Origin of the sequence: Altererythrobacter sp. GH1-8, from assembly GCF_043702085.1 — a bacterium.
Taxonomy (GTDB): domain Bacteria; phylum Pseudomonadota; class Alphaproteobacteria; order Sphingomonadales; family Sphingomonadaceae; genus Erythrobacter.
The window spans coordinates 2,720,667-2,740,973 of record NZ_CP171690.1; the positions used below are offsets into that span (position 1 = coordinate 2,720,667).

Annotated in this window: 17 protein-coding genes; 4 read left to right on the plus strand and 13 right to left on the minus strand. The window is 57.9% G+C overall.

The annotated features are described in order from the left end of the window. The 11 genes from ACG9DO_RS13185 to ACG9DO_RS13235 all read right to left on the minus strand — a co-directional run bounded on the left by ACG9DO_RS13185 (position 1) and on the right by ACG9DO_RS13235 (position 13,029). Entirely contained in the window at positions 1 to 1,002 is a 1,002-nt protein-coding gene (locus ACG9DO_RS13185) for an alpha/beta hydrolase family protein (protein ID WP_394728655.1), read from the minus strand. Beyond that, positions 962 to 1,252 carry a hypothetical protein gene (locus tag ACG9DO_RS13190; RefSeq protein WP_394728657.1) on the minus strand — a complete coding sequence of 97 codons (291 nt, stop codon included), beginning with the start codon at positions 1,250 to 1,252 and terminating at the stop codon, positions 962 to 964. The genes ACG9DO_RS13185 and ACG9DO_RS13190 overlap by 41 nt, the downstream gene beginning before the upstream one ends. Beyond that, positions 1,249 to 2,289 (minus strand): class I SAM-dependent methyltransferase, encoded by a 1,041-nt coding sequence (locus tag ACG9DO_RS13195; protein ID WP_394728659.1) that lies wholly within the window; start codon positions 2,287 to 2,289, stop codon positions 1,249 to 1,251. Before ACG9DO_RS13195 ends, ACG9DO_RS13190 begins: the two co-directional genes overlap by 4 nt. Then, positions 2,286 to 3,686 carry an MFS transporter gene (locus tag ACG9DO_RS13200; RefSeq protein WP_394728662.1) on the minus strand — a complete coding sequence of 467 codons (1,401 nt, stop codon included), beginning with the start codon at positions 3,684 to 3,686 and terminating at the stop codon, positions 2,286 to 2,288. The genes ACG9DO_RS13195 and ACG9DO_RS13200 overlap by 4 nt, the downstream gene beginning before the upstream one ends. Before the next feature lie 44 nt (positions 3,687 to 3,730). Further along, entirely contained in the window at positions 3,731 to 5,089 is a 1,359-nt protein-coding gene (locus ACG9DO_RS13205; protein WP_394728664.1) for a serine hydrolase domain-containing protein, read from the minus strand. A 107-nt stretch (positions 5,090 to 5,196) separates the two neighbouring features. Next, positions 5,197 to 7,719 carry a TonB-dependent receptor gene (locus ACG9DO_RS13210; protein ID WP_394728666.1) on the minus strand — a complete coding sequence of 841 codons (2,523 nt, stop codon included), beginning with the start codon at positions 7,717 to 7,719 and terminating at the stop codon, positions 5,197 to 5,199. Positions 7,720 to 7,833: 114 nt separating this feature from the next. After that, on the minus strand, positions 7,834 to 8,832 hold the full coding sequence (locus tag ACG9DO_RS13215) for an ornithine cyclodeaminase family protein (protein WP_394728668.1): 999 nt from the start codon (positions 8,830 to 8,832) through the stop codon (positions 7,834 to 7,836). Positions 8,833 to 8,841: 9 nt separating this feature from the next. Continuing rightward, the gene (locus tag ACG9DO_RS13220) at positions 8,842 to 9,354 is read right to left on the minus strand and encodes a cupin domain-containing protein (protein ID WP_394728670.1); all 513 of its coding nucleotides are present in this window, start codon (positions 9,352 to 9,354) and stop codon (positions 8,842 to 8,844) included. A 10-nt stretch (positions 9,355 to 9,364) separates the two neighbouring features. Continuing rightward, entirely contained in the window at positions 9,365 to 10,180 is an 816-nt protein-coding gene (locus ACG9DO_RS13225) for an alpha/beta fold hydrolase (RefSeq protein WP_394728672.1), read from the minus strand. Beyond that, positions 10,177 to 11,667 carry an aldehyde dehydrogenase family protein gene (locus ACG9DO_RS13230; RefSeq protein WP_394728674.1) on the minus strand — a complete coding sequence of 497 codons (1,491 nt, stop codon included), beginning with the start codon at positions 11,665 to 11,667 and terminating at the stop codon, positions 10,177 to 10,179. The genes ACG9DO_RS13225 and ACG9DO_RS13230 overlap by 4 nt, the downstream gene beginning before the upstream one ends. 3 nt (positions 11,668 to 11,670) lie before the next feature. After that, positions 11,671 to 13,029 carry an MFS transporter gene (locus tag ACG9DO_RS13235; RefSeq protein ID WP_394728676.1) on the minus strand — a complete coding sequence of 453 codons (1,359 nt, stop codon included), beginning with the start codon at positions 13,027 to 13,029 and terminating at the stop codon, positions 11,671 to 11,673. Positions 13,030 to 13,147: 118 nt separating this feature from the next. On the opposite strand from ACG9DO_RS13235, the gene ACG9DO_RS13240 reads away from it, so the two are divergent. Next, a complete protein-coding gene (locus ACG9DO_RS13240) occupies positions 13,148 to 14,734 on the plus strand; it encodes an FAD-binding oxidoreductase (RefSeq protein WP_394728678.1) in 1,587 nt (528 codons plus the stop codon). After that, entirely contained in the window at positions 14,731 to 15,885 is a 1,155-nt protein-coding gene (locus tag ACG9DO_RS13245; protein ID WP_394728680.1) for an FAD-dependent monooxygenase, read from the plus strand. Before ACG9DO_RS13240 ends, ACG9DO_RS13245 begins: the two co-directional genes overlap by 4 nt. A gap of 80 nt (positions 15,886 to 15,965) precedes the next feature. On the opposite strand, the gene ACG9DO_RS13250 is transcribed toward ACG9DO_RS13245, so the two are convergent. Both ACG9DO_RS13250 and ACG9DO_RS13255 read right to left on the minus strand, forming a co-directional pair. After that, a complete protein-coding gene (locus ACG9DO_RS13250) occupies positions 15,966 to 17,057 on the minus strand; it encodes a class I SAM-dependent methyltransferase (RefSeq protein ID WP_394728682.1) in 1,092 nt (363 codons plus the stop codon). Beyond that, positions 17,054 to 17,398 carry a hypothetical protein gene (locus ACG9DO_RS13255; RefSeq protein WP_394728684.1) on the minus strand — a complete coding sequence of 115 codons (345 nt, stop codon included), beginning with the start codon at positions 17,396 to 17,398 and terminating at the stop codon, positions 17,054 to 17,056. The genes ACG9DO_RS13250 and ACG9DO_RS13255 overlap by 4 nt, the downstream gene beginning before the upstream one ends. A gap of 157 nt (positions 17,399 to 17,555) precedes the next feature. Between ACG9DO_RS13255 and ACG9DO_RS13260 the strand changes: the two genes are divergently transcribed. Both ACG9DO_RS13260 and ACG9DO_RS13265 read left to right on the plus strand, forming a co-directional pair. Continuing rightward, the gene (locus ACG9DO_RS13260) at positions 17,556 to 19,439 is read left to right on the plus strand and encodes an AMP-binding protein (protein WP_394728686.1); all 1,884 of its coding nucleotides are present in this window, start codon (positions 17,556 to 17,558) and stop codon (positions 19,437 to 19,439) included. Beyond that, on the plus strand, positions 19,436 to 20,302 hold the full coding sequence (locus tag ACG9DO_RS13265; protein WP_394728688.1) for an oxaloacetate decarboxylase: 867 nt from the start codon (positions 19,436 to 19,438) through the stop codon (positions 20,300 to 20,302). The genes ACG9DO_RS13260 and ACG9DO_RS13265 overlap by 4 nt, the downstream gene beginning before the upstream one ends. Positions 20,303 to 20,307 lie beyond the last annotated feature (5 nt).

Below are 20,307 nucleotides of genomic sequence, written 5' to 3' on the forward strand. Positions count from 1 at the left end.
TCAATCCTCTTGCAATGTCTCGCCTTCGACAGTTGGACCAAGCCTGCAGACGTCCCGCCTGTTTAGATGGCGATCGATGAAGTTCAGACTGACAGCCAACGCGCGGTCAAAAAGTCTGCGGCTGTTTGCGTCGGCAGGCTTTTCGCGCCCGAACATCCCGCCGAAATAATGGTCAATCCTCTCCCCCACCCACACGGTGCGAACTCCGGCCGGGGCATAGTCGAAGGAAGCCTTGTGCGCGCGCCAGTCATCGATGAACCCTGGCAAGATATCCGTCGTCCCGGTGATGGTCATCGTCGGGGCGGTGAGAGAATTCCAGCCTGTCGCTGAAATCATGCCGGGCACTTCGCCCGGCGGCGACCATCCGACCACTGCATCGACCGTTTCATTGCGGAAATCGGCTCTTTGACCGTCGGGTCCCGTCGCCACAGCACCGCCAGGAATTTGTGCTATGATCGCGCCATAGCTGTGCCCGACAGTTGCAATTCGATCCTGATCGATAGCGAGATCCAACTGCTCCAGAGCCGCGAAAATTTCCTTCGGGGGGTCAAGCGCCAGCGCCATGTCTAGATTGCGGGTATTCCACGTATACAGAGGGGACGGACGCTCTGCCGAACCGAATTCCTCTGAATCGATGTGCATCGGAGCAACGACGATGTAGCCAGCACCTGCCAGCGGTGCAAGCATTGCGCGGTAACGCGTTGGGCTGGCGAATGCGCCGTGCGAAAACCCGATAAGCGGATAAGTGCCTGGTTCCTTGGGCGCGAAAAGTGTGATCGGAACCGCTCGGCCCTCTTCTGCCCCAACTGAGAGCGCAATCTCTTGCGATGGAGACGCAAGCCTTTGTGCACATGACAGCCTAACAGGCTCTGCGTCAGGGCTTGCGGTTACACTCGCGCAGCCCGCCATCATCGCCGCCAACGCGACCAGCGATAGTGATCCTGCGCCTTTCACTGGCACTTCAGTCTCCGCCATCCGTGCCTTGGAGTGCAGCGATGACATTGCCCGTAATGACCTTGATCGCCGCATCAGCCCGCTCCTGGAATTCCTCGGTCGGCTGATAGGTGTCAACTGCTTCGCGAACATCGATCCCTTTCTGGCCGAGTATTTCCTCCAGCACCATGACCCGGTCGCTCAGCACTGCCAGCTCGCGTGTTAGCGTAAGGACGGCACGTGCAATATTATCGACCTGATCCGGGCTAAAAATCTCGGACTTCGGCGTGTTAAAGCTCCTGGGGTCGACCGCGCTCACGGTTTGCGCCCCTGAACCACGTGTGGATAGAACCCTTCCGCCTTCACATCGACGAAGCCCGCTTCTCGAGCGATTTCAGCAAGATCAAGGCTCGCGCTCTCACGCCAATGCGGCTCACCGCCAAACTTCGCACCGCGATCAGCTTTCCAGACCCCGAGCTTATCCATGTCGGCAAAGCGTGTGACATCGCTCATCAACATATCGCCGCCGGGTTCGAGCAGGCGGAACGCCTCCTTGAAGAGCTTGCGGATTGCATCGGCGGGCATTTCGTGGAGAATGATGTAGCTAGCGACAAAGTCGAAGCTCTCATCTTCAAAGCCGGTGTCTTCAGCGAGCTTCTGGTAGAGCCTCCAGTTCCAGCCATTCGCGTTGGCTGTACGCCAGGCGTGCTTCAACATCTCCGCCGAGAGTTCTACGCCGGTGATCTCTGCATCAGGGTAGGCCATCTGCAGGCCAGCCGTGAAATGTCCTGACGAACAGCCCATATCGAGAATACGTTTGTAGTCATCGCGCGGTGCCATCTTGGCAACGTCAGCGCGCTGCTTGAAGATCCCGCCGGGGAAGAACCGGGCAACCATCTTCTTGTGCACGATTTCACCATGCACGTAACCCATTTCCGGATGTCCGTCCCACGGACCCGTGCGGTGAAAGCTCACCCCATCCCAATAGGCGGGCGGCTGAAGATCGGGATCGAGCACCAACGTCGCAGGGCCTTCTTCCGCATCTGCAAAGGCCTGCGCAAGGTCACTCTTGAGTTCCTCGTAGGCTTCAGCGGCGATCCGGCCGTGCATGCGCCCGTGCCAATCTCCGAGAAGCTTTTGCACAGTATAGGCTGGGCTATCTGCCAGCAGCGCATCCATATGCGCCAGGCGTTCGTCCAGATCATCGGGGAGCAAGTCTGCGTCAGGCACACGCTCGGCAATCGCAGCGTCCACACCTTCGCGAACATCACCTGAAGCCATCGCCATCTGAGCAAGAAAATCGACCGAGGCACGGCCGCGTTGGCGTAATAGTGGGTCCTGGTATTTCTGTGTCATTCGAACACCCGTTTGGTTTCTTGTGAGATATCTTGTTCGGTCAGTTTGTAGCCTGAGAGGATCAGCATGGCCACCAGGCCAAAGAACGCTGGCAGCCACGATACAGACATCAGTAGCGCAATGTCGACATTCCCACCTTGCGGCACATCAAACGGAAGTTTGTTATTGAAGCCAGCGAAGGTAAGCGCGAATCCGACTACAAGCGGCCCGATCGCGCCAGTCAGCTTCTCAACGAAGCTGTATAGCGCTGTGAAGGCGCCTTCGCGCCTTACGCCAGTGCGATTGGCGTCGGCATTGATGATGTCGGTCAGCATTGACATCGCCATCACAACGTTCCCGGTAAAAGTGATGCCGACCAGCGCAGCACGCATGACTATCGCCCAAATCGGCTCTCCCGCGTCTCCCAGCGACCAGCTCAATGCGTAGAGCACTCCCATTCCGCCCGCGAGATAGTACGCATTCTTCTTGCCGAATTTCCTCGAGAACCAAACGATGATCGGCGCAAAAACAATTGTCGAAATCGACACAGTCAGGCCAAAGATCGCAAGCACGTCAAAGCCGCGCTCGAGGCTCTGAACGAAGAAATATGCAAATGCAGCTCCAGAAATCTGGATGCCCATGAGCTGAGCGAACTTGACCGCAATCAAGCGCAGGAAGTGTTTATTGCTGCGCACCGCGTTAAACTCATCAACCATCTGAGCAGCGTTACTCTTGGTACTTTTTGTACCTTGTGTGAAAGGTGCCTTGGCGGTTGTCAGATAAGCTACCATCATGCTTATGAAGATCAGGACCGCGCAACCAATTCCGACGATCGCATAGCTTTGCGCCTCAGTCTTGCCGAGGTATTCTAGCGCTGCCTTGATCCCCGCCGATGCGATCAATGAGCCCAGCGATACGAACACCATCCGATAGGCATGGATCGAGGATCGCTCGTGATAGCTGTCGGTCATTTCCGCCGGCATCGAGATGTAGGGGATGTTATAGATTGTGTAAGCAATCGCGTAGAAACTGAGCACTACAAACAGATAAAGCGCGGTAACAACCTGGCTCTCGAAAGACGGCGCAGTAAAGATAAGAGCAAAACTTGCTGCACCGGTAATCGCCCCCCAGAACAGAAACGGCCTGCGCCGTCCGCGCGGCGATTCAAACCGGTCGCTCCATACCCCGACGATGGGGTCGGTCACCACATCGATAAGTTTTGCCAGGAAAATGACCGTTCCAGCCAACCACGGATCAATCTGCAGGATGCTGGCTGCAAAAAGCAGGATCAGGCCGGTGATGCCGTTCATCAGCAGCGCCACGCCGAAAGCGCCGGTAGCCCAGCCCAGTTTCAGGGATGCTGGAAGTTTCCCATCGCGAGAGTGACCATTGGTTGCAGAGGCGGCGGCAGTGGCCATTAAAGGTCCTCTTCGCTGTTCAAATCCCGATTAGCATTACGGTTCTATCGCGGTTGCGGTTCTGGTAACGGTCTACCATCCATTGCCGCTGAGTCCGCAATGAGCAAGTTGGGCAATACCGTATTGTCCCATGGCACGTCCTTTGGCGGGGTCGCGCCTGTTCGCAGGATGATCATGTTCTGCGACGGGATCATGTAGACCACCTGGTTAGAATTACCGTCAAACAAGGAAAGTTCCTTGTCGAGATAGGGTTCCGAGTGGAGGACCTTGCCGTAGGGGATCTCGGGATTGGCGTAGCCGCGTCGCTCGATATAGGTTCCGGCAATCCAGACTCCCAGGCCGTAATATTCGTTTTGCGAAGAGCCAGTCCGCATCGCATCAGTATAGCCTTCCGGTAGCAGCCGCGTATCTTCCCAGACCCCATCATTCATGACCAACATTGCCATCCGCACCCAGCTTTCAGCGGGCAGGAGAATACAACACCCTGAGTGGGCCGTACCGCCTTCACGGTTGACCCATACGCTGCCGCCGGGCGCGCCAATCGGCTTCAAGAGGGCTTCGCTGACATATTTGCTGTATCGCATGCCCGTCGCGCGCTCGATAATCGGCGCAATAATTTCCGCATTGGCATTGGAGTATTCGTAACGTGCGCCCGGCTCATGAGTCATCGGATAATCATTGATGATGATCTCGTCATGGCGCGGGTGCAGATACGCCCGATTGAGCATATCTTCGGGCTTGGGCGAGAAGCCTTGCGGGAGCATCCCGCTGCGCATGCTCAGAAGATGCCGGAGGGTGATCTTCTCTCGCTCTGGATCGCCCTTCCACTCCGTGATGAAATCAGCGACAGGCTGGTCGAGCGAGTTGATGTGCCCCTGCATGATCGCACGCCCGATGAGGAGCACTGTGATGGGCTTGGCAAGGGATTTGGAGACGATCGGAGTGCCTCGGTCAAACTCGCCAAAATAGGCTTCGTGCTGCAACGCGCCGTCCTTCCAGATCATGAAAGCAGAGGTGTTGCGCGCCGCAACATAGGCATGGGCCTGCTCAATCGCCTCAGAAGAGAGGGTCTTCGTTTCAGCAAATGGCAGAGGTTCTGGGATTTCGGCACCTGGCACGGCCTCCAGCGGCTCGTAAGTGGCAAGTCCGGCCCCGGTCCGCGCATCTTCCAGCAGCTTGTTGAAGCGGCGCAGATATTCAGCCTCATCCTCGGCCGAATAAGCCGACGTATCAGTAACTTCGTACACGTTCATATCGGGGATCGGCTCACCCGAAGCATCGGTCATCTGCAACTGTTCCGCAGGTTCCTGATCAGCAGGCAGAGGGGCAACTTCCGCGGTGTTCATCGCACAAGCATTAAGCAGCGGCAGCCCGGCGATCGCGAAGACAGTCTTCCAGTTCATGGAGATTCAGCTCCAGTCGTTCGGTCAAAGAAAAAGCCGGGCGCTTCCAATGAGGTTTCTCACCGAAGCGCCCGGCCCGAAATTGTCAGGTCAAGAGACCTGAAGAGTTAGAAGTCAAAGCGCAGCTCGATCCCGATCTCACGAGCCCGCGGCAACGAGCCGAAGGTCTTGCGAGTGGCGAAGGGAACTGTCGAACCAAGCGAGCCTGTGGTCGTACCACCCGACGTTGTAAAGCTTAGATCGTCAGTCAGGTTCAGTCCGTAAACATCGACCCGCAGATTTTCCGATACTTTAGCGCCGAGACGGGCATTGAACTTCCAGTAGCCCTTGATCTTGTTGTACTCGAGGTTGTCCTCATAGAAATCGCCGGTGTAATTACCGTCGATCCGGAAGAAGACCTCACGCTCAAGATCGAACAGTTCATCCAAAGCGATGCGCGCACCGAACGCACTAGTCCATTCCGAGACATAACGCGGACGCAGGCCGTTCGACGAAATGTTCACTTCACCGGTAATACCAGGGAACAAGATCTGGCTCACGACCGAACCCGTGCCGCCGAAATCGGTAAACTGTGCATCCACCCAGCTGACATAGCCGTTGAGGTTGAGCCATGGAACTGGTTCGAAAGTCGCTTCAGCTTCGATGCCCTTATACTCGGAGTCGCCCGCCGTGTAGAGCGGACGGAACTGCGGTCCCAGATTGAAGGTGATCTGGTTCTTCCAGTCCATCATGTAGGCAGCGACAGAGAAGCCGAGAGTTGACGAAGGCTGTGCCTTTACCCCGATTTCATAGGCGGTCAGCTTTTGTGGGTCGGTGAACAGGCCAATATTCTCAACCGTCAAACCCAGATCTTCAGCATCCGGGAAAAGCTGCGCATACTCTGTGATATTCGTGTCCTGACCGAGCAGATAGCTGATTGCAAAGCTGCCGTAGATATTGAGCGTATCGTTCGGATTGTAGGACAGCAAAACGCGCGGCATGAACTTGTTCAGCTTCTGCTTTTCGTTCTCGACAAAGTTGGGAAGTGGATCGCCAGGACCATAGTCACGCAATGTCGGTCCATTATAGACGATGGTCTGTGTGTCCCGAGAATAACGCCCTTCAAGCGACAGCGTGAGCTCTTCAGTGATGTCGAAATCAACTGAGCCAAAGAGAGCGTCTGACTTCAGATTGCTAAAGGTCAGTGGGTTGTCGTCGAGAGTGCCGCCCAATCCAGCGAAGGCGCCGTATTCGATCAGGCGGACCTTTGAATCGATGTGGCTAAAACCGAATACGTACCGCAGACGTTTGTCATCGGGTGAAGTTATACGGACTTCACCAATCAGGTCGCGGGCAAAGGAGGCCAGTGAACCCAGCCTCAATTGGCCACTCGGGCTCTGGCCATAGAGCGTGTCAGCGACGCGGAAGTTACCAGCCTGGCCATATGAGAACATCCCGGTGATGGTATGGTCTCCAAACACATCTGCTTCAGCCGTCTGGTTAGCGCGCCAGGTATAATAGCTGTTACCGAGGCCGTTCGGCGCGCTAGGAATTGCAAGCCCTTCAGCTTCAGGAGGGAGCGTGCGATTGTAGTCAACCGAGCCGCTGAAGAAATCGAGCGGAACGGTGTTTCCGCTGAAACTACCAATCGAAGGTACGTTGAAGCCGTTCTCATCATAGTCAGGTATGCGGCCGCAGAATGTCCCGCGATCGCTCAAGGAAAGATCGGTGGAGAAGTCGGCGATCTCTTCGCCTGAAGCAATATCGCGCAGGCTGCCTGAATAAACGAGGTCGCAATCGCCCGGAGCGGTGGTGAAGTCTAGCGCAACAAGGCTACGCGTATCTTCTGCATCGACGTAGTAACCGCTTGTCTTCAAACGGATCGGACCGTTGTCGAACAAGAGGGTGCCCTGGAATGCAAGTGTCTTGTCCTGACCCAGCGGATCGCCATTGCGATAGGTAAAGTCCGCGCCATCGCGGCGATAATACGCGCCAACGCGAGCCCCGAGGTTTTCACCCATCGGCACCGTCACAGCGCCGCTGACTTGATACGTGTCCTGATCGCTCGGCGAATAGAGGCCCTGTACAAAGCCTTCGAACTCATCGCCGGGCTCGGCCGGGATGAAGTTCACCGCGCCAGCGAAGGTATTGCGACCAAAGAAGGCGTTCTGCGGCCCCTTGATCACCTCAACCTGGCCAATATCAAACAGCGGGATCAGACCTGCGCCAGCAGACAGATACGCGCCATCATAGAAGATGGCGCCTGCACGCGCTGCGGGGTTTTCGTTCTGAACCGCAACGCCGCGGAAGCGGATGTTGGGGTTTTCACGACCCGAAGAACCACCCTGCCCGGTTTCCTGGAATACGAAGCCTGGCGTATAGTTCGAAAGTTGCGCAGCTGTCTGAATACCGCGATCGGTGATTTCTTCCTGCGAGAAAGCAGAAATCGCCAAAGGCACTTCGAGCAGCGTCTCTTCACGCTTACGCGCTGTGACAATGATGACGTTTTGCCCAGCTTCTTCGCTGGAAGCTTCAGCGTCGGCAGACGTGTTTTGTGCAAAGGCCTGACCGCCGGAAAGCGCCAGTGCAGAAGCAGTTGCGAGACTCGCCGCTTTAAGCAGAGCGAGTTCTGGCTTGATAGAGTTCCTCATCGATAATCTCCCCGATTACTCATGTTCTCCCAGAGGGCTCGTCCAATATTCGCTGGGTCACGTCGCGGCTCAGGATTGATTTCCCCGCTCTGCGAACAAAAGCGAGCTTTTTTCTTACGACAGCAGGTCGACGAGTGTGCCTGCACCTTCCGCCTCGGCCGCGCGCCAGATCGCAAGCCCTGCAGCAAGGTCCTGCGCCGAGACGCCGAGCGATTTGTAGCAGGTGATCTCGTCGTCGCTTGTTCGCGCAGGTGCGGTTCCCGCTGCCACTTCGCCGATCTCTGCGACAATGTGATCCTCCGACACGACCCCCGCTTCAATTGCCTTGAGCAACTCGCCTGCCGCAGCCATCGCAGCGGGTCGATAATCGACATAAAAGCGGCTACGTTTAACCGCTTCGTGATCGACCTCCGATGTCGTCGGAATGGCGGAACCGACGAGATTGAGATGCTGTCCCGGCTCGAGGTCAGCACCGAACAGAACCGGCTCTTTGGCAGATGTCGTCGTGCAGATAATGTCCGCTGCCGCCACTGCTTCCTTCGCGGTCGCCGCGGCCTCTACTGTTACATTGCATGCCTCGCCTGCCTCACGGGCGAAAGCGGCAGCCCGCTCCGCATCGCGGCCCCAGATTGTGACTCGGCTAATGTCGCGCACTGCTTGCATCGCGGCAATGTGGCGCATCGCCTGTTCGCCATTGCCAATCACAGCAAGGTGCGTCGCATTCTTGCGCGCGAGCAGGTCGGTCGCGAGCGCGCTCGCCGCAGAGGTGCGGATCGCCGTCAACGAAGAACCTTCAAGCATCGCGAGCGGAACACCTTTGACGCTGTCGAACAGCAGCACCATGCCGACATGCGTTCCAAGCGGATCGCCGTGCGGCCGCTCGTACTTGCACACCAGTTTGATCCCGAAAGTCGCGCCTTCAGTCTTGCCCGCTTCGCCGAGGGAGCCAGGCATGATCGCCATCTTCCCGGCAGCGCCAGGCACCGGCATGAACTGGCGGATCGGCTGTGAGACATCGCCGCGCGAAACAGCGATCATCGCTTCGCGCATCACCGGCACGCAGGCGGCAACGGGGAGCAATCGCTCCACAACGGATTGAGGAACTATTCGCATGACTGCCCCTTATGTGCCGCGCGGGGGAAGGAAACGCATCTTGGCCATAACCTCCTGGACGTTATCTGGACGGTCAAATGGCTCAGGCATGGGATCACCGGGCTTGCGCTCGCGCCCTATGGCATAGAACCAGTCTTCCAGACCTGGAGGCGCGAAGACCCAGAACATCTTCATGTCCACATCGCCGGTGTTCTTGATCCAGTGTGTGCAGTTGCGCGCGAACAGGATCGTCGTGCCGGGGCCGAACTCGGTCACTTCGCCGTCGATATCGACTTGCCCAGATCCTTCGTAAACAAATACCAGTTCATGGTTCTGTTTATGCCCATGCTCGCGCACCATACATCCCGGAGGGAGGACCTGGATCCCGCTCGAGAAGGTGTCATAGGGCATGTTGTCGGGCGTCAGGTTGACATTGACGTAGCCACGGCTCGGCATGGGTTGCCAGAGCGAGCGGCCTTCGTCGGGTCCGACAATGACGGACTGGCCCTTGGTTATATGGCCTACAGGGGGATGCTCGGACATTGCTGCCTCCTCAGCTTTGCAGAAATTCAAGAACGCGCGCATTGTACACGACAGGAACGCTCATCGGGGAAAAATGGCCGCCGTGGTCCAGCAAGTGCAGCTCTGCCCCAGGGATGAGTTGTGCCATCTCCTGCGAGAAAGCAGGAGGGGTCAGCTGATCATCCATTGCCCCAATGCACAGCGTAGCCGTGTTGATTGAATGCAGTTGCGAGCGCAGATTGTGAGAGACCACCGCCTCGATCCGGGAAAGCTCGACTGCAAGACCCGGGAAGGCGGCTAAGCGTTCTTCCATGAAGGATCTTGCAGCCTCTATCTGGGGTTGCAGAAAACGGCTTGGCATCGCGAGGAACGTACCTGAAGAAAGATAATCAAGAGGCCCGCATTGCTCGAGTACTGCCCGACGCATCCGAAATAGCTCCAGAAAATATGCATCGGGTCCCGGCCAGCTGCAAGACAGAACCAGCTTCTCCAGCCTTTCAGGCGCTTCGAGAGCGATCTGCTGACCGATCGCCCCCCCGGTCGAATGACCGACAAGGTGCGCGGCGCCGATCTCGAGTGCATCCATCAACGCTACAACATCGCTCGCCAAATGCGCTACGCCCTCGGCTAGTTTCCCAGGCGTGCTGTTGCCGCAACCCCGGTGATCAAATGTGATCACGCGAAAGTGGGAAGCAAAGGCCTGGATCTGGTTCGACCAGAATGCCCCGCGCCCGCCGAGCCCTGCGACCAGCAAGAGGTCAGGTCCCTCGCCGGTGATCTCGGTGTGCAGCTCCGCGTCGCCTACATCAATGCGGAGCACATCCGTAGGGATCGCGGCGTCACTCACCAGGCCGACTTGAGCTGCGTGAAGACGGACTTTGTGTTGAGGTAGAGCTCCAGACCATCGCGGCTGTTCTCGCGCCCGATACCCGACTGCTTGTAGCCACCCAGCGGTACATCCCAGTCAGCGCCCATCGCGGTGTTGACTCCAATGATGCCGGCCTTGATCTTGCGCGCCATGGTGTGAGCTGTCGTCACATCCTTCGTCCAGACGCAGCCGGCCAGGCCGTAATCGCTATCATTGGCGAGTGCGATCACCTCATCTTCGCTGGAGAAACTCTGCGTAACCAGAACTGGTCCGAAAATCTCTTCCTGCACGATCGTCATGTCGTTTGTAGTATTGGAGATGACAGTCGGCTCAAGAAAATACCCACTATTGCCATGCCGAACGCCGCCAGATGAAATCTCAGCACCTTCGCTCTGGCCTTTCTCGATATAGCTCGTGACACGCTCAAACTGCTTGGCGGAGACCAGCGGCCCGAGTTGGCTTTCTTCATCAAGCCCCGGCGCGATCTTCATCGACTTGCCCATTTCGGCGATGCCTTTGATAACCTCGTCCTTGACGTCCTCATGAACATACAAGCGCGAAGGAGCCGTACAGGTCTGACCACTATTGAAGAAAATGCCCATCGCAGACGCCGGGATCGCAGCTGCGAGATCGGCGTCCGGCATGATTATGTTGGGAGACTTGCCGCCGAGTTCCAGGCTGACTTTCTTCAAGCCCTCCGCCGCCGCGTGAGCGATGATCTTGCCCGTCGCGGTCGAGCCGGTGAAAGCGATCTTGTCGATCGCAGGGTGGTTAACCAGGGCCGCGCCGACCGTGTGGCCATAACCGGTCACGATGTTGAGCACGCCCTCCGGCAGCCCCGCCTCGAGAATGATCTCGCCAAGGCGCAACGCGGTGAGCGAAGTGTCTTCCGCTGGCTTAAGGACTGCGGTGCAGCCTGCCGCAAGACACGGGCCCAGCTTCATCGCTGCCATCACCAGCGGATAATTCCAGGGCACGACGAGGGCTGCAACGCCTACCGGCTCCTTCACCGTGTAGACGTGATGTTCACCTGGCATGTTGATGTTGTGGGTAGTGCCCTGAATCTTATCCGCCCAGCCCGCGTAGTAACGCATCGCACCGATAGCTGCGGCAACATCCCCCCTCGCCCATGTAATCGGCTTGCCATTATCAAGCGTTTCGAGCTGAGCGAGCTGCTCGGCGCTGGCTTCCATCGCATCTGCGATCCGGTTCATGAGAAGCGCTCGCGCGCCCGGCTTCATGTGCGGCCACGGCCCTTCGTCGAATGCCTTGCGTGCAGCCATAACCGCTCGGTCTACGTCGGCGGCGGCGGCATCGGCAATCCGGCCGATGGCAGCCTCATCAGCGGGATTGATCACATCAATCGCACTGTCGGCTGATGGGTCAGCCCAATTCGCTCCGATCAGGATTTTCATGTCTTTGCCGAGGAAGGACTTCGTTTCGGGCGCGAGTTCGATGAGCGACATGTGTCAGGACTCCTGAGGGGTTTGTGAATTTGCGTTGGCAGCAGCCAAGCGTCGATAGGGGCGCAGCGCAGACAGGCACAGCAGCACTCCGATGATCATCATGCCCGGTGCCGCCACAGCGAGCGACTTGTTGATTGCCGACGGAGAAGCAAAGACTGAATCCGTCAGCCATGCCACCAGGATCGGACCCGCGCTGTATCCAAGCAGGTTCGCCACCAGCAGGTAACAGGCGACAACCTGCGCGCGCATCCGGTTGGGCGTGATCAACGGAAAAGTCGATACGCCCGCACCAAACGGCACTGTGCCGAGGAATATGGCCAAGCCGAGCAGAGCCAGAGCGACCCAAGCATTGTCCACTAGCGGGAACGCGATGGCGCAAGGAATTGCTAAAAGGATAGCATAGATCGGCAGTCGAATGGTCGCATCTACGATACCCTTGGCGAGCCAGCGCTCAGCAAAGAAGCCGCTGACGACAACCCCGCCGATCCCGGCCGCCATGACGACTGGACCGAAATATTGGCCAACCTCGAGTTGAGTCCATCCGTGGATGCGGATCAGGAAGCTGGGCGCCCAGGAACCGATGCCGTATTGGGCGGCGGCGAAGCAGGCAAACCCGATCATCAGCGGCACGAAAACACCGATCTGCCTCCATAGGAAGCCAAGGACTTCCAGCGCTGGAGGCGATTCGTCGGATAGGGCCGCAGGGCTGTCATCGCGCCGCACCGGCTCGCGCACGAACAGCAGCAGGAAGAACACCGGTACGCTCAGCAAAGCGACAGCCATAAAGGTCAACTGCCAAGGCGCGAATGTACCAAAAGGGAGCGTCTGCGGTCCCATCGCTTCAAGCTGCGAATAGAGCAATCCACCGACCATCAGTGCGAAGCCAGAACCGATGAAGCCCGAGCCAGTGAACACGCTGACCGCCGCGGGCAGCTTCTGCCTGGAGAAGTAATCCGAGATCATCGAGAAGCCTGCCGGCGCAAGCGTGGCTTCGCCGATTCCCACCAGCATCCGTGTCACGAAAAGGATCGCAAAACCCATTGCGAGCCCGCTCGAAAACGTCGCGGCAGACCAGCAGATGAGTCCGCCCAAGATCACCCATTTGCGATTGTGGCGATCCGCGACCCACGCCAATGGCAAGGCCATGAAGGCGTAGAGCAAAGCAAAAGAGAACCCTTGCAAAAGGCTGATTTGCACATCTGTCAGCGACAGATCAGCCTTGATCGGTTCCACGAGCAGGTTGATGATCTGACGATCGATCCAGCTGACTATGGATGCGATGGACAAGGCGATCACGACAAACCAGGCCTCGCGGTTCGAGGGCAGGCTTACGGATTCGCTCGATATGCTGCTTGATGCCATGCCGCTCGACTAGACGCCTGCAATATCCGCCGCACAATCTCGCGGCGCATTATCCGCGTAGTGGACAGCTGATGGCCTGTCTGTCCGCAAGCTCGAATAGAACGTTCAGGACGCGGATATGAACGTTCCCGTTGTATCGACCGAAAATTCCATGCTCGCACACGTTTCTGCGCTCGTTGAATTGCTAGGATCCGATGCGGTTGAGACGCGCACAGAAGAATTGCGCTTCGCCAGTCAGGATCTGTTCTTCGAAGGCGCGCTTCCAATTGCAGTTGTATCACCCGGTAGCACGCAGGACGTCGCTGCAACGGCAAAGTGGTGTCATCACAACCGCATAGCGATGTACCCCCGCGGGGGCGGCATGTCCTACACCGACGCATTTCAGCCGCGAGGCGAAAGCTCGATCATCATTGACTTCAGCAAGCTCGCCAAGGTTCGCTCCATCAGCGCCGAAGATGGCGATGTTGTTGTGGAAGCCGGATGCACCTGGGCAGCGCTTGACCAAGCGCTTGCGAAGCATGGTATGCGCGCACGCTTCTGGGGGCCAATGTCAGGCGGAACCGCCACGATTGGGGGCGGCCTCAGCCAGGGCTCCGTAACCTTTGGGTCAGGTCAGGCAGGCGCCTCGGCCAATACCGTGAAGAGCTTTGAGGTTGTCACCGGCACCGGCGAAGTCCTGCGCACCGGATCTGATGGAAGCGAGGGCACGTCCGGGTTCAATCGCAATTTCGGGCCTGACCTGACAGGCATTTTCGCCAATGATGCGGGCGCGCTGGGGATCAAAACGGCCGTCACGCTGGAGATCGAGCCACGGCCTCCTCTAGTCAATGGCTTGTCCTTTGCTTTCAATGATTTTGGCCAGCTTTCTGACATGTTGCGCGAAGTTCGTTTACGCCGTTTGGCGAGCGAATTTCTCGCCATGGATGCGGATGTTGCCCGGCAAAATGCGGGTCCTGCTAACCTTGTTAAAGACGTTAAAGAGATGTGGCGGATCGGCATGGCAGCGGGAAGTGTGACGGGAGCTGTGAGCCGAATGGTCCGCGTCGCAATGGCTGGCAGGCGGTTCCTCGATGGGGCTTCCTACACCGCGCATTTCATGGTCGAAGGGCGCGACAAGGACGACATGCGCAGCCGCATGAGAGCGATCAAGGCACTGTCAAAAGGCGGCAGGGAGATCGTCAACACCGTGCCGCTCGCAACGCGCTCGACACCCTTCCCTGAATTGCCCGTAACCCATCCAGACGGACGGCGGATGCTGCCGATCCATGGCGTGATGGCAGATTCGCGGATCAAGGCCTTCCACGCAGATTATCTGGCCTTCAAAGAACGCCGCAAACCGCAGATGGAGGAGCATCAGGTGACTGTTGCAGAATTCTTCGCCGGGATTGCAGGGATCGGGACCCTCTATGAACCAGTATTCTACTGGCCTGATAGCCAGATGCTCTATCACCAGCGCCTGACGCCCACCTATCTCGATGGGATCGCGCAGGAATACCCCGCGAATGAAGAAGCGCGCAAACTCGTCCGCGAACTGGTCGAGGAGATAATAACGCTGATGCGTGAGCATGGCAGTACGCATTTCCAGATCGGAAGAATTTACCCTTACGCAAGCACTCGCAAGGGAGAAGCAGAGGCGCTTGTCAAGGATCTCAAACAGCGGCTCGATCCCGCAGGAATCCTCAATCCAGGAGCGCTTGGTCTGTGACACGAATAGCAATAATTGGCGGCGGCATTGGTGGCCTCACCACAGGGATTGCTCTCAAGAAAGCCGGTTTTGACCCAGTTCTTTACGAACGCGCGCCGCAATTCGGCGAGGTCGGTGCGGGCATTTCCTTGAGTCCCAATGCGGTAAAGGGCCTCGTGAGCATTGGTCTCAATGATTTTTTGGAGAGCACTGCGAATGAACCACTGCATCAGCTGCTGTTCCATGGGCTGACCGGCGAGATCCTGCAAGATATCAACCGGGAGAAATGCCGAGATCAATATGGCGGGCCTTATCTGCAGATGCATCGGGCGGACCTGATGGATGGCCTCGTCGATGCGTTCGGTACCAGCAATTGCAGAATGGCAAAGGCGCTGCGCGGGCTTTCCCAAGACGAGGCCCAAGTCGAACTACGGTTTGAAGATGATACCACTGAAACAGCCGATATCGTCATCGGCGTCGATGGCCTGCGCTCCGTTATCCGTGATATCCTCTTTGACACGCCTGAGCCTGAATTCAGCGGACATGTCGCTTGGCGAGCACTGATTCCGGGCGACAAGCTTGGCCCGCGCGCGACTGAACGCACCAACGTCAATCACATCGGTGCCGGTCAAAATCTCGTCACTTATCCGGTGCGCGGGACGAAGCTCGTCAATCTGGTCGCCTTGACCCGCGCGGATGGCTGGGTCGAGGAAAGCTGGAACGCGAAAGCAAGCCCTGCAGAACTCGCTACGGTGTTCGCAGGCTGGACCGACTACGTCACTGAAGCGATCGCAGCAATCGGGGAGGATGACCTCTATCGCTGGGGCCTGTTCATCCGCTCCCCACTTAAGCAATGGGTCAAGGGCCGCGTCGCGCTGCTCGGCGATGCCGCGCACCCGATGCTGCCCTATATGGGTCAAGGAGCATCCAGCGCGATCGAGGACGGTATCGTGCTGGGCAGATGCTTTGCAGCCAACTCTGACCCGATCGAAGCGCTGAAAATGTACGAGAATGCTCGTGTCGAGCGCGCGGCATTCCTGCAGGCGGAAAGCAATCTTGGCGGGGATCGCCTGCAGGCGATGGACCCCTACGTTCTGCGAGACAATCCGCCCAAGAACGAGGACGCGCTGGGTATTTTCAAATACGATCCCGCAAGCGTCGAATTGGCTTAGCTCCCTGTAACGTAGCCCCAGAAGAAAAACGCGCCCGGATCACTCCGGACGCGTTCTCCTGCGATTATTACTGAATGCAATCAGGCTGGCTTGCGCGCCACCAGTGATTGCAGGAAATCGTTGGTGAGGCCCGGCCCCTGCTCCACCTCAAAGCCAGCCGCTTCGAGGATCCCACGGAAGTCGCTTGCGACAAAGCCAGGTGAATAGGGTTCGCAATTGTTCTTGCTGTCGTAATCGACAAGGAAGCGGGTTGCAGCACTGACCTGGTTCTTGTCGTTGCTGGGGAACTCATAGATCGAGAAGACACCGCCCGGCCGCAACACTCGGAAGGTTTCCGCGATGATCTCTTTCATCTTGGGAACCGGCACTTCGTGGAAGAGAATGTAGCTCAGGACCATATCGAAGGAATTGCCTTCAAAGCCGTTGTCCTCTGCCAGCGCCTGCTTGAAGTGTACTTCCTTGCCATGCTCGACCGCACGGGCATGGGCATAGCGGATCAGCGGCTTGCCGACATCAAGGCCCCAGACTTCGGCCTCGGGATAGAGGTCCTTCAGAACCGTGGTTGCTTGCCCGATTGAGCAGCCGATATCGAGAATCCGTTCAACCTTGCCATCGGCTGGCTTGGTCGCCTTCTCAGCCAGCTCAATGTGCAGTTCGTCCTGGTCGTTGAATCCTTCATAAAAGACCTTGGTGCCATAGTGGAACACGATCCCGCCCATCGGATCATCCGTATAGCCACCCGGCTGACAGTGAATCTCGCGCCGCGTGTAATCCGGCTCCACAAAGCTAGGGTCGATATGGATGCGCTCTGGGCATTTCGCTTCAGCGTCTTCCATGTAAGCCATGACTTCATCGATCTCGCGGTAGAAGCTCTCTCGCGTGCGACGCCACATCATTTCCTGCTGAGTGCGCACAAAACGCTGGAATGTCGGGGTTACAGGATTACGGCCGAAGACCTTCTTGATCTCGCCCAGCGGAATGGTCTCGCCCTCCGCTGGCTTAGCGATTTCACCCTTTTCCAGCGACTTGGCGAGTGCCGCTTCGCCATGCATTGCGACCTGCGGGAACATTTCCTGGATCGCCAGGCGACGAAAACTCGTGATGAACTCGAGGTAGCTTTCGTCTTCCAACTTGTTTGGGCGAGGAAGGACACCAATGTGACCGCGGCTCATGCTTGATCTCCTGCTGGTGTGCTGACGCCGGCAACAGGCCGACGAACAAAACTTCCGAATACGCGCTGCACCATAGCCGCGCGCTGCTCCGCCCGCGAGGCAATCTCGGCATCGTCAGGCACGTGCTGTTCGATTTCTTCTGCGGCATTGATTCCGTGCTTTTCAAGCACCTTTTCCAGCACCAGCAATCGGTCTTGGAACGTCCATGTTGCGGCAGACAATTCCAGCAAGGCATCAAGTATGTTGTCGATCACGACATTGTCGAAATAGGCCTTGCCGGGACCGCCGATCTCTTCACCGAGATTTGCCGGGACTTCTGCAATCTTGCTTTGCTCGTTCATGGTGCACTCGTCTTTCGAAGCGAAGTCGATTTGTAAATCTCATAGCTAGCATAAGAAGCCTTTGTTCCCGGTTGGCTTTGCTTCAGTATCCGACCAATGGATAATGTTAACCGGCGACCGGAAAGACTTAACGCGAGTTCCTAGGAGACGAAGCGATATGGTCCAGTCAAACATCTACAAAGCTTTCTATGCGCGCTCGCTTGAAGATCCAGAGGCGTTCTGGGCCGAGCAGGCGGCCAAGCTTGCCTGGCACACGACGCCCGAAACCATTCTCGAGCGCGACGGAGACTTGATTCCGCGCTGGTTCGTCGATGGCGAGATCAACGCCTGCTTCAACTGCGTTGATCGCCATGTCGAAGCTGGATATGGCGATGAAACCGCGTTGATCTATGAAAGCCCGGTGACTCAGACCAGCCGGACGCTGACCTATTCGCAGTTGCTCGATGCCACGTCCCGCATCGCTGGTGCGATAGCTTCGCTCGGCATCGGCAAGGGTGACCGTGTGCTCATCTATATGCCAAACTCGCCCGAAGCAGTGATCGCGATGCTCGCCTGTGCACGGATTGGCGCAATCCACTCGGTCGTCTTTGGCGGCTTCGCCGCGCCCGAACTGGCCAGTCGGATAGACGATGCACAACCCAAGGTCGTGCTGTCCGCAAGCTGCGGGATCGAGGGCGCGAAGACCTTGCCGTATCAGCCGATCCTGTCTGAAGCCTACGCGCTTGCGAAGCAGTCTCCTTCGCACACTGTCTATTGGCAGCGCGAACAATTGCAGGCCGATCTGTCATCGCCGACCGATCACGACTGGTCTGAGCTAATGGCTTCGTCAGAACCGATGGCCTGCATTCCGGTCAAGGCGACCGATCCGCTCTACATTCTCTACACCTCCGGCACGACCGGCCAGCCCAAGGGAATCGTGCGAGACACGGGCGGCCACCTCGTCACGCTCAACTGGAGCATGGATGGGATTTACAATTGCCCTCCTGGTGAAGCCTACTGGGCAGCCAGCGATGTCGGCTGGGTCGTGGGACACAGCTACATCTGCTACGCGCCGCTTCTGCATCGCAATCCCAGCGTGATCTTCGAAGGCAAGCCGGTCGGCACACCCGATGCAGGGATCTTCTGGAGGATCATGGCGAAGCACAAGGTGCGCAGTTTTTTCACCGCGCCAACGGCAATGCGCGCGATCAAGCAAGTCGATCCGGGCGGAGAATTTCTCAAGCAAGCGGACCTGTCTAACCTGCGGGCGGTTTTCCTCGCTGGCGAGCGCACCGATCCGGATACCCTGACGTGGACGCAAAGCTTGCTGGGCGTGCCGGTGGTAGACCATTGGTGGCAGACGGAAACCGGCAGCGCGATTACTGCCAACCCCCTGGGCATTGAGCAATTTCCAACCAAGGCTGGCTCCTCCACTATGCCCATGCCGAGCTGGAATCTGGCTTGCGTCGATGAAACAGGCGAGCCTGTCGGCGTAGGCGAAAGCGGTGCAATCGTTGCGCGCTTGCCTCTGCCTCCGGGATTTGCCCCGACTTTGTGGAACGCGCCTGAGCGCTATCGCGAGGCCTATCTAGCGCGCTTTCCCGGCAATTACCTGACCGGTGACAGCGGATTTATTGATGCGGACGGATATCTCCACGTGATGGCGCGGATCGATGATGTCATCAACGTCGCGGGCCACCGCCTCAGCTCTTCTGCCATGGAAGAGGTGCTCGCCTCTCACCCTGTCGTGGCTGAATGCGCCGTGATCGGCATGGCAGACCAGCTCAAGGGGCAGATCCCGGTTGGCTTCGTGGTGCTGAAGGCAGGCGCCGACATTAGCGCCGACGACCTAGCTGCCGAGCTGATCGCCTCAGTGCGCGCGCAGATCGGTCCGGTCGCTGCGTTCAAGCGGGTGCATGTCCTGCCCAAGCTGCCCAAGACCCGCTCTGGCAAGATCCTGCGCAAGACAATTCGCGAGATTGCCGACGGGGAAGTGCCAAAGATTCCGCCGACAATCGAAGATCACAGCGTGCTCGCCGATATCGAGGCGATATTCGCATGACATCGGCTGCTGCTAGCTTGCGCGCACTGCTCGCCAGTGAAGCCATCGTCGCGGCACCGGGCATCTATGATCATATGAGCCTGCTCCTTGCCGAGGCTGCCGGACACAGGGCCCTCTACGCCTCGGGCTATTGGGGCACAGCCTCCGCCCTGGGTGAAGCCGATGTCGGGATTGCCGGCATGAGTGACTTTGCGAGCATTTTCGGGCGCTTTGCCGCGCGCGCCAAAGTGCCAGTGATTGCAGATGCTGACACCGGCTTCGGCAGTCTCACCAATTTGAGGCGGACGGTGCAGCATTACTGCCGCGCCGGGATCGCAGCGATGCAGATCGAAGACCAGCCCTTCCCGAAGATCTGTGGCCATGTAGGGCGAGCCACTGCAGTTCCGACAGCCGAGATGGTCAAGCGGATGCAAGTCGCCGTTGAAGCACGCGGCGATGACGAACTGCTTATCATCGGGCGAACCGATGCGCGGCGCAGCGAAGGGCTGGAGGCAGCGATCGAGCGGCTCGCTGCCTATGGCGAAGCTGGTGCCGATATCCTCTTTCTGGAGGCGCCGGAGAGCGAGGAAGAAATCGCCGTGGCTGCAAGCGCGCTCGATAAGCCCTTGATGATCAACGCCGCGCATGGCGGGGCGACTCCAGTCCGGTCGCCTTCGCGTTACGCCGAGCTGGGCGTGAAGCTGGCGATCTATCCTGCAGGCGCTCCGCTCTCGGCGTTGAAGGGCGCAGCAAATTTCTACGCAATGCTTGCCTGCGATGAAGCCAATCCTGATCCGCAAACGATGTTCGACTTCAAGGAAATCTCGCGGCTACTCGGCATGGACGAGATTGTCGCCTTCCAGGACCGGCACGGGGGGGCTTGATGCCG

What these genes read in the sequence shown, in the direction of transcription:
- ACG9DO_RS13185 (WP_394728655.1), bottom strand. Translation starts at nt 1,002, where the DNA reads ATGTCATCGCTGCACTCCAAGGCACGGATGGCGGAGACTGAAGTGCCA.
- ACG9DO_RS13195 (WP_394728659.1), bottom strand. Translation starts at nt 2,289, where the DNA reads ATGACACAGAAATACCAGGACCCACTATTACGCCAACGCGGCCGTGCC.
- ACG9DO_RS13200 (WP_394728662.1), bottom strand. Translation starts at nt 3,686, where the DNA reads ATGGCCACTGCCGCCGCCTCTGCAACCAATGGTCACTCTCGCGATGGG.
- ACG9DO_RS13205 (WP_394728664.1), bottom strand. Translation starts at nt 5,089, where the DNA reads ATGAACTGGAAGACTGTCTTCGCGATCGCCGGGCTGCCGCTGCTTAAT.
- ACG9DO_RS13210 (WP_394728666.1), bottom strand. Translation starts at nt 7,719, where the DNA reads ATGAGGAACTCTATCAAGCCAGAACTCGCTCTGCTTAAAGCGGCGAGT.
- ACG9DO_RS13215 (WP_394728668.1), bottom strand. Translation starts at nt 8,832, where the DNA reads ATGCGAATAGTTCCTCAATCCGTTGTGGAGCGATTGCTCCCCGTTGCC.
- ACG9DO_RS13220 (WP_394728670.1), bottom strand. Translation starts at nt 9,354, where the DNA reads ATGTCCGAGCATCCCCCTGTAGGCCATATAACCAAGGGCCAGTCCGTC.
- ACG9DO_RS13230 (WP_394728674.1), bottom strand. Translation starts at nt 11,667, where the DNA reads ATGTCGCTCATCGAACTCGCGCCCGAAACGAAGTCCTTCCTCGGCAAA.
- ACG9DO_RS13235 (WP_394728676.1), bottom strand. Translation starts at nt 13,029, where the DNA reads ATGGCATCAAGCAGCATATCGAGCGAATCCGTAAGCCTGCCCTCGAAC.
- ACG9DO_RS13240 (WP_394728678.1), top strand. Translation starts at nt 13,148, where the DNA reads ATGAACGTTCCCGTTGTATCGACCGAAAATTCCATGCTCGCACACGTT.
- ACG9DO_RS13250 (WP_394728682.1), bottom strand. Translation starts at nt 17,057, where the DNA reads ATGAGCCGCGGTCACATTGGTGTCCTTCCTCGCCCAAACAAGTTGGAA.
- ACG9DO_RS13255 (WP_394728684.1), bottom strand. Translation starts at nt 17,398, where the DNA reads ATGAACGAGCAAAGCAAGATTGCAGAAGTCCCGGCAAATCTCGGTGAA.
- ACG9DO_RS13260 (WP_394728686.1), top strand. Translation starts at nt 17,556, where the DNA reads ATGGTCCAGTCAAACATCTACAAAGCTTTCTATGCGCGCTCGCTTGAA.
- ACG9DO_RS13265 (WP_394728688.1), top strand. Translation starts at nt 19,436, where the DNA reads ATGACATCGGCTGCTGCTAGCTTGCGCGCACTGCTCGCCAGTGAAGCC.